Here is an 8,248-nt window from a genome sequence, read left to right on the forward strand (position 1 = left end):
AGCAGAATTTCTTCCTTCACTTTTCTCTCTACTCTTTACTCTTTTCTCTTATCTATTTAAAGCATACACTAACTACTTAATATTATCTTCATTTAATTCACTTGTTTAGTTCATCTTTTATAAATATTATACAATATTTATTTTTTATCTGAGTTTTTCTCTTATAAAAATCAACAATTATGATAATAATTATTTATATACAGAGAAAGTACCAATAAAATAACCATTTCCTATTGTTTATATCCTTTTATTATATTATAATGAATTGATTAGTTTGGAGGAATGTAAATGGAAAACATAAAATTTAATAATTTAGGCCTCAATAATAATATAATCAAAGCTATTGATGATATGGGTTTTGAAGAGCCTTCTAAAATACAAGCTGAGATAATCCCGGTGCTACTAGACGGTTTTGACGTAATCGGTCAGGCACAAACAGGTACTGGTAAAACCTTAGCTTTCGGTGCACCTGTCTTAAGTAACTTTGCCAAAGGTGATAATATATTTGGTCTTATCCTAACACCAACGCGTGAGTTAGCAATCCAAGTGAATGATGAACTTAGCCGTATAGCTAAATATTCAAGAGTAAGATTACTCCCTGTATATGGAGGTCAACCTATAGACAGACAGATTAAAGCCATAAAAAAAGGTGTTGACATCATCGTAGGAACCCCTGGAAGGGTTTTAGATCTGTTAAGAAGACGCATTCTTAATATAAGTAATATATCTTACCTTGTACTAGATGAAGCTGATGAAATGCTGAATATGGGTTTTATCGATGATATAGAAGAAATAATAAAAAACACAAATGACCAAAGACATACACTTCTCTTTTCTGCTACTATGCCCCGTGAGATAGAAAAGTTAGCAAAGCATTATATGAAACCTGATTATAAGCATATATCCATTGTAAAAAGCACAATGACTGTATCTACGATATCTCAGTACTATTATGAAATCAAGCATAAGGATCGTTTTGAATCTCTCTGTAGAATTCTAGATGTAGATGAACCTTCCTCTGCTATAATATTCGCAAAGACAAAAAAAGGTGTAGATGAACTTGTAGAATCTATGCAAGCACGTGGCTATAATGTTGAAGGTATGCATGGTGATATGAATCAGAATCAAAGGCTTAACACCTTAAGAAAGTTCAAAGAAGGTAACTTAGACTTTCTAGTAGCAACAGATGTAGCAGCTAGAGGTATAGACGTTGAAAATGTCTCTCATGTTATAAATTACGAACTTCCTCAGGACATAGAATCCTATGTACATAGAATAGGAAGAACAGGCAGAGCAAATAAGGAAGGTATAGCCTATACCTTAGTAACAGCTAGAGAGTATATGACAATAAAACAAATTGAAAAAGTAACTAAAAGTAAAATAAGAAGAAAAGATGTACCATCTATCGATGATATATTTCAGGCAAAATACAATAATATTCTTACTAGAGTAAGTTCAACCCTAGATAGTGACGAATATAAAAAATTTGTACCATTGGCTGCTGAATTAGACGAAGAGTATAACTTAGTAGACGTAGCCGCTGCTCTTATGAATATATTATATGAGAAAGAAATAAGTTATGATTATTCAGAAAATAGCATAGATAATTCAACAAGCTATGTCAGATTATTTCTTACTGTTGGTCGTATAGACAGACTGAATCCTAAAATTTTATTAGAGTTTTTAAATAAAAATGCCCATATCGACAAAGAACATGTTGGAAATATAGATATTTTAGAAAAGTTTACATTCATAGATGCTGTTGATCATGCCGCTGATTCAATTATTAGAAATTGTCAAGGTAACAGACTATGTGGAAGAAAATTAAAAATTGAGATAGCAAAATCTCATAAGTAGTAAAAAAAAACCGGCAATACTTGCCGGTTTTTTGGAGTAAAGAGAAAAGAGTGAAAATTTATTCTATAATATTATATCAATTCAGCCTAGCCGAGTTGATACCTTCACTTTTCTCTTTGCTCCCTACTCTTTTCTCTTATTAAAGTTTCCTTCTTATATAAACTGCTGTTCTAATTTCACTTACATAACATTCCTTCTGCGGTAAATCCTTTTGTTCAGCTATTCTTACAGCTTCCTCTATATCGTACGGGACTCTAACAAAATTTATTGAATACCCTCCTGTTTTATTGCTGCCGTAATTTCCTTCTAAAATAGCATAGGCAGCCTGAGGAATATCCATAGGATTTCCTATACTACCTGTATTAAATAAAGCTCGGTCATCGAAATATTGTATATACTGCATATGTATATCGCCGTATCCGGCTATATCGGCCATTTTGCTATTATCTTTGTAACTGAACATAGCAAACCTTTCTTCGATAGGATAGTCAGGATGTACTCTCCTGTACACTCCTGTAGGATGAGCATGAAATAGATTTACACATTTACCGCTAAGCATGAATTCAGTACTGATTGGCAGTGAATCTAAATATTCCAGTCTTTCTTCTCCTATTTCCTTTCTATACCAATCTATTGCTCCTTCTCTAGTGTTATTAGCGATCATATCATCCCAGTTTCCTTTTATTATGACATCACACTTTTTTCTACAAATATCTATGGCCTCTTTAGAATCAGGACCTTTTCCTATTATGTCACCTAAGCATATGATTTTTTTTACACTTCTCTGCGCTATATCGTCTAATACTGCATATAAAGCTGGTAAATTACCATGAACATCAGATATAACTGCAATTTTATCCATATATAATTGCGCCCCCAATTAAACTGCTATTTTAGTTTTTCACATATTTCATCCATAATTGCCTCTGGAGTTTTTCCACTACAATCGATTATTATATTAGCATATTTCTCATAAAGAACCGTTCTTTCATCATATAGGTCCTTAAGAGTTTTATTACCCTCAATTACTACTCCTCTTTGCTTGATATCTCCTAATCTGCTTTCTATTTCTTCATAATCAAGCTTCAAATACATCACATCACCAACTGATAACAGTTTTTCCATTGCAGCTTGTCTATAAACAACACTTCCGCCTGTAGCTATAATGTGGTTTTCTGTATTTATTTTCATTATAGTATCTTGCTCTATATTAAGAAAGTTCTCCGTACCAACTTTCTCTATTATCTCTTCCAGTAACATTCCTTGATTTTCTTGTATTATTAAATCAGTATCTATAAAAGGTCTTCCGATGCGCTTTGCTAACATAACTCCTATTGTACTTTTTCCTGCTCCTGGCATACCTATGAGTGAAATATTGTTTTTCATTTTTCCAAAGCATCCTTTCTGCATAAAGCATTACTACTTAATAATTTACTATAAAACTTTACCTATGTGAAGTAAAAAATAATTGCAAAAACAAAATTTCCTAAATAGTAAAAAAGAGGCGTATAATCTTCGTTGGCTAAACTCGCCTCCACGACTACACGCTCCTTCTAAAAGACTGTATATCACAATTTATTGTGTAGTGCTACCATTGTTAGTACTACTGATATCTGTTCCAAATATAAAATCATGCATTTTCTTAATGTTTTCTTCTTTGTTCCATTGAATAACATCTTGTCCATTTATCTTTCCATTGCTGTATAGCCCATCATATGGCACTCTATTCTGCTCAACTTTATTTGCTAAACCATGAGTTAGAACATATATTGCTGTAGAACTAATATATTTTGAACTCAAGCTTGTTTCAACATTAGGTAAAATTTCATTAGCTACTTTAGGAATATCAGTTATATTAGTTTTTGCTAGTTTTTGAAATATTGCTGATAGTACCCTTCGCTGCCTAGCTGTTCTTTCAAAATCTGTACCCACATATCTTATTCTAGCATACGCAACTGCCTGCATACCTGTAAGCTTTTGTGGACCGCTTCCCTTAAGTACATCTGGGGTTCTCTTTTCAATTCTAGCAGTCTCATGACAATATCCATTTACCCATTTAACTTCGTCAGGCTTAATGTTTATAGTTACTCCACCAATATCATCTATTATCTTCTGAAGAGTAAAAAAGTTTACTTGCACATAATTTTTAATATTCATATTATAATTCTCATTTATTGTCTTTATTGTTAACTCAGGTCCTCCAAAATTGTGAGAATGAGTAAGTTTCTGCAAACCATGTCCTTCAATATTAACAACAGAATCTCTAAGTATTGATGTTAGCTTAAGCTTCTTATTCTTTTTATCTACTGTAAGAATCATCATAGCATCAGATAATCCAGTATATTTTTTAGGATCTCTGCTATCAACACCCATTAAGAGTATATTATCTATTGTAGTAGATTTGTCATCTGAATACGTATTTGTATCTATTCCTAAATCCGCAGGATCTTGACTTATTTCAACATGATTAATTTTACTAAGAGAATTATTAATATAGAGCATTGTAACGCCTGCAACAGCTGCAAACAAAACTAATAATGTTAGTATAACAATTAAAAACGTTTTTCGTTTCTTCTTTTTTCTCACTCTAGCCATTTGTTTATTAACCTCCACACTCTCTTTTTGTATCATAAGGTTTATTATATCATATATCTATATACGAAATAAATAAAAAATAATTTCTTATTATTACATATATTTCTCTAATTAAGTCAACCTCATAGTTATTTTCAGAAATACCTATAAGGTATCAATTGTTTTTGGAGTACAAATTATCATATATATACTAAAATATTATAAATACCTATTTAACATCAACAAAATATATATAATTACTAATATTACAAGAGGACTATACTCTACTACTACAATGCCTTTTTTCGATTCAGCACTTGAATACTCCCTTTCAGAATATTTCTCAACAGCAGTATTTAAATAGTTGTCATTCTTATGTAGTTTGTGTAGATATTTGATTAACATTACAACAGCCATAAAAAAAATTGCAGCTATAGAAAATTTATATAGAAGAAGTATTCCTTTATTATACCCTCCTTGCAGAACTGCTTTTGATTGACTGCTTATACCGCTCATGTAAGCCCTTGAAGCAACAACCTGAATACTATTAAATGTAAAATGACATAACATTGATGCAAATATAGATCTAGTTATCCTTACAAGATATACAAATATAGTACCTAACACAAAGGCGTATAAAAATTGTTGAGGGCTTAAATGGAGTATTCCGAATATGAGTCCATTTACTATTGCAGCAGTAAATATATTTTTCCTCCTGTAACCATATAATATAACCCCTCTCGTAACAGATTCTTCACAAATAGCAGGTGTTACTGCCATAAAAAACAACATAAAACCCAAAGATAGCCCACTTAACTTTTCTAAAGCATTTGCTACCGGATTTTTAAAAAATATACTAGAAAGTTCTGATAAAAATCCAGCAATAGGTTGACAAAGAATAGCTATTACAATAACTATAATAATGTCAATAAATTTAAGCTTCTTCAAGCTTAACGTTTTCTTTAAGGAATTTCCATTAATAATTATAAATAAGATACAAGGAATTAATAAAAATATGTATTCATCTGATATCAGAACATTACCATATCCTAAAATATTAATTAATGGTCTTAAGAAAATCGGAGCAATAATTTGAAGAAGAACCAATAATAATGCAAATAGATTAGCTTTAAGTACAGAAGAGTTCATTTTAAATCTCCTTTCGAACGCAGCACTCGTCTCTTTTATAATTATGTCCTGCATATAGAATTTATTCTATTGCAATGCTTTTTATCTTTACTTGAGTTCATCAATTAAGAGATTTAATATGCTCTGCACAGTATTATTTCTGACCTGCTGTCTATCACCATTAAAATTATATTTCTTTATAATTATCTTACCATCAATATATATTCCTGAATACACTAATCCAACAGGCTTATCATCTGTTCCACCATCCGGTCCCGCTATCCCGGTTACAGATATTCCTATTCTAGTCTTAGTTCTATTTACAAGTCCGATGACCATTTCTTCTGCAGTCTGTGGACTCACTGCACCGTATTTATCAAGAGTATCTTTTTTCACTCCCAATAATTCCATTTTAGCTTCGTTCGAATATGTCACAAATCCCTGAGTAAACACAGCAGATATTCCTGGATAGTTTATTAGAGTTCCTGAAAGCAGTCCACCTGTACAGGACTCAGCTGAAGAAATAGTCAACTTATTCTTTACTAATATTTTACCCAGAACACTTTCTATTGAATTTATATTATTATCCATCTATTTACCTCTTTCATATAAATATAACATTATTGGTATGTTGTTTTTGCATTACAAAAAATAAAAATTATGTGACATAGAAATCTTTTATATTTTTTCTATGTCACATTAAAATTCTTTCTATAATATTATATTTCACTTATAGCAACTGCTACAGCACCCATAACTCCTGCATCAGTTCCCAATCCAGCAGGTACGATTGGACATTCATTCATAGGTCTTAAAGCCCTGCATTTTACCACTTGTCTAACTATATCAAAAACTATTGGTCCGCCCTTTGAAACTCCTCCTCCAATTACAACAACATCAGGATCAAAGCTGCATACTACATTTGCAACACATATACCAAGATAATTAAGGCTTTTATGCAAAATATAATTAGCTACACTATCTCCTTTTTCCGCCTCCTTAAATACTTCATAAGAAGTCACGTTCTCATAATTGGAAAGACTTGTATTGAGTCCTGTTTCTATAGCTTCTCTAGCCTGTCTAGCTATTGCTGTACCTGACGCAAGAGCTTCTGCACATCCGCTATTTCCACAATTACATTTAGGACCATCAGGCTGAACAGTCGTATGTCCTATTTCTAAAGCATTTGAGGTAGAACCTTGAAATAATTTACCATTAAGTACTGCTCCACCACCTATGCCAGTGCTTACAGTAATATATATCATATTATTGGTACCCTTTCCTGCACCAAAATGATACTCACCAAGTGCAGCAGCATTAGCGTCATTTTCTAATTTTGTTGGAATACCAAATTTATCAACAAGTTCACTAACAAGTTCAAAATTTTTAAATGGCAAATTAGGAGTATGTATTATAATTCCTTTTTTTGAGTCCAACGGTCCTGGAGACCCTATTCCTATAGATTTAATATCATTAACGCTTTTACCAGCATCACTGATTACTTTTTCTATTGAAGTTACAATTCTTGAAAAAACCTTTGCTTCACCTTGGTGTGCATCTGTAGCAATAGTATACTTATTCACTATATTTCCTTCCAAATCGGCCAAAGCTGTACATATTTTAGTGCCACCCAGATCTACACCTATAACATATTTTTTTTCCATGTTGTGTGTCAACCTCCGAATTTTTTTCTTTACTAATGTTCCCCGATAATTATATCATATTTTAATATTAAAATAAAAACTATCAATTATATTTTTTTATAAACCCTAAAACTATTTTCCTATCTTGCTCTTCTTTAGTTGATAAAATCGTACATCTCTTTTCTTTTAGCATTGTAAGAATTATATCCATATTATTTTTATTAACATTATCAAATGTAACTAAAAATTTATCTCCCGGTTCTATTAATTCTATATAATCATTTATCTCACTATAATCTTCAAGATATACATCGCCATATATATTAAGTCTATATTGTGACATCTTTTTCCTCCATTTAATATAATTTATTTATAAGTCCATAGATTATATATATGTAATTATAGAATTTTTATGTGATTCAAAAACATAACTGACCTCTTTAGACCGAAAAATGACTCTTACAATCACCATTATAGTAAATGAAAAAACAAGATAGTTGAATAATTATAAAAGCATTAAAAACTCTTTTTTATTCTCAACAAAGCTATTATATTCATAAAATACTTTTATTATATTGCTTCTGTTGCTTTCATCTCTTAATTTACTAACTTCAAAATATATTACCATTTATTTATTTAATGATTATCTTTCTTAATTTAACAAAAGTATATCTTAACATTATCCACAACTGACAAAATACATAAATTTCCAAAGAATAAAAAAATAAACCCAGATAACCTGAGTTCTTCCAAAAACTTTTATATTTCTTTATAAAAAAATGGCTCCGCGAAGAGGGCTCGAACCTCCAACCTATCGGTTAACAGCCGAGTGCTCCACCATTGAGCTATCGCGGAATACATTTTGTTTGCCTTAAAGGCAACCTGGCAACATCCTACTCTCCCACCCAGCTTCCCGGGCAGTACCATGGGCGATATAGAGCTTAACCTTCGTGTTCGGTATGGGAACGGGTGTAACATCTACTCCATCATTACCAGATAGTCGTTTTGTGATAACCTTCGCATTACTGCGTCAACTCCGTCGCTGT

The 8,248-nt window shown here is 31.6% G+C and carries 7 protein-coding genes, 1 tRNA gene, 1 rRNA gene and 1 pseudogene; 1 reads left to right on the forward strand and 9 read right to left on the reverse strand.

Features of this window, described 5'->3' with window-relative positions:
- Window positions 1–288 precede the first annotated feature (288 nt).
- Window positions 289–1,857, forward strand: coding sequence for a DEAD/DEAH box helicase (locus CLORY_RS21830; protein ID WP_079428536.1), 1,569 nt, complete (start codon window positions 289–291; stop codon window positions 1,855–1,857).
- Between the two features lie 139 nt (window positions 1,858–1,996).
- Here the strand turns inward: CLORY_RS21830 and CLORY_RS21835 are convergent, their stop codons facing one another.
- The 9 genes and pseudogenes from CLORY_RS21835 to rrf form a co-directional block, all read right to left on the reverse strand.
- Window positions 1,997–2,719 carry a metallophosphoesterase family protein gene (locus CLORY_RS21835; protein ID WP_079428538.1) on the reverse strand — a complete coding sequence of 241 codons (723 nt, stop codon included), beginning with the start codon at window positions 2,717–2,719 and terminating at the stop codon, window positions 1,997–1,999.
- Between the two features lie 26 nt (window positions 2,720–2,745).
- Window positions 2,746–3,243 (reverse strand): shikimate kinase, encoded by a 498-nt coding sequence (locus CLORY_RS21840; protein WP_079428540.1) that lies wholly within the window; start codon window positions 3,241–3,243, stop codon window positions 2,746–2,748.
- 189 nt (window positions 3,244–3,432) lie between these two features.
- Window positions 3,433–4,452: an LCP family protein gene (locus tag CLORY_RS21845; RefSeq protein WP_169911720.1), complete on the reverse strand. Its 1,020-nt coding sequence runs from the start codon at window positions 4,450–4,452 to the stop codon at window positions 3,433–3,435.
- Between the two features lie 198 nt (window positions 4,453–4,650).
- The gene (locus CLORY_RS21850) at window positions 4,651–5,580 is read right to left on the reverse strand and encodes a CPBP family intramembrane glutamic endopeptidase (protein ID WP_169911721.1); all 930 of its coding nucleotides are present in this window, start codon (window positions 5,578–5,580) and stop codon (window positions 4,651–4,653) included.
- Window positions 5,581–5,667: 87 nt separating this feature from the next.
- A pseudogene (locus tag CLORY_RS21855) lies at window positions 5,668–6,132 on the reverse strand (CinA family protein); the annotation flags it as partial.
- Between the two features lie 146 nt (window positions 6,133–6,278).
- A complete protein-coding gene (locus tag CLORY_RS21860) occupies window positions 6,279–7,223 on the reverse strand; it encodes an ROK family protein (protein ID WP_079428547.1) in 945 nt (314 codons plus the stop codon).
- Window positions 7,224–7,305: 82 nt separating this feature from the next.
- On the reverse strand, window positions 7,306–7,545 hold the full coding sequence (locus tag CLORY_RS21865) for a hypothetical protein (protein ID WP_079428549.1): 240 nt from the start codon (window positions 7,543–7,545) through the stop codon (window positions 7,306–7,308).
- A 437-nt stretch (window positions 7,546–7,982) separates the two neighbouring features.
- Window positions 7,983–8,057 (reverse strand) — tRNA-Asn (locus CLORY_RS21870).
- A 25-nt stretch (window positions 8,058–8,082) separates the two neighbouring features.
- A 5S ribosomal RNA gene (gene rrf, locus CLORY_RS21875) occupies window positions 8,083–8,199 on the reverse strand.
- Window positions 8,200–8,248: the final 49 nt, after the last annotated feature.

Source organism: Clostridium oryzae (genome assembly GCF_002029235.1).
Taxonomy (GTDB): domain Bacteria; phylum Bacillota; class Clostridia; order Clostridiales; family Clostridiaceae; genus Clostridium_AE; species Clostridium_AE oryzae.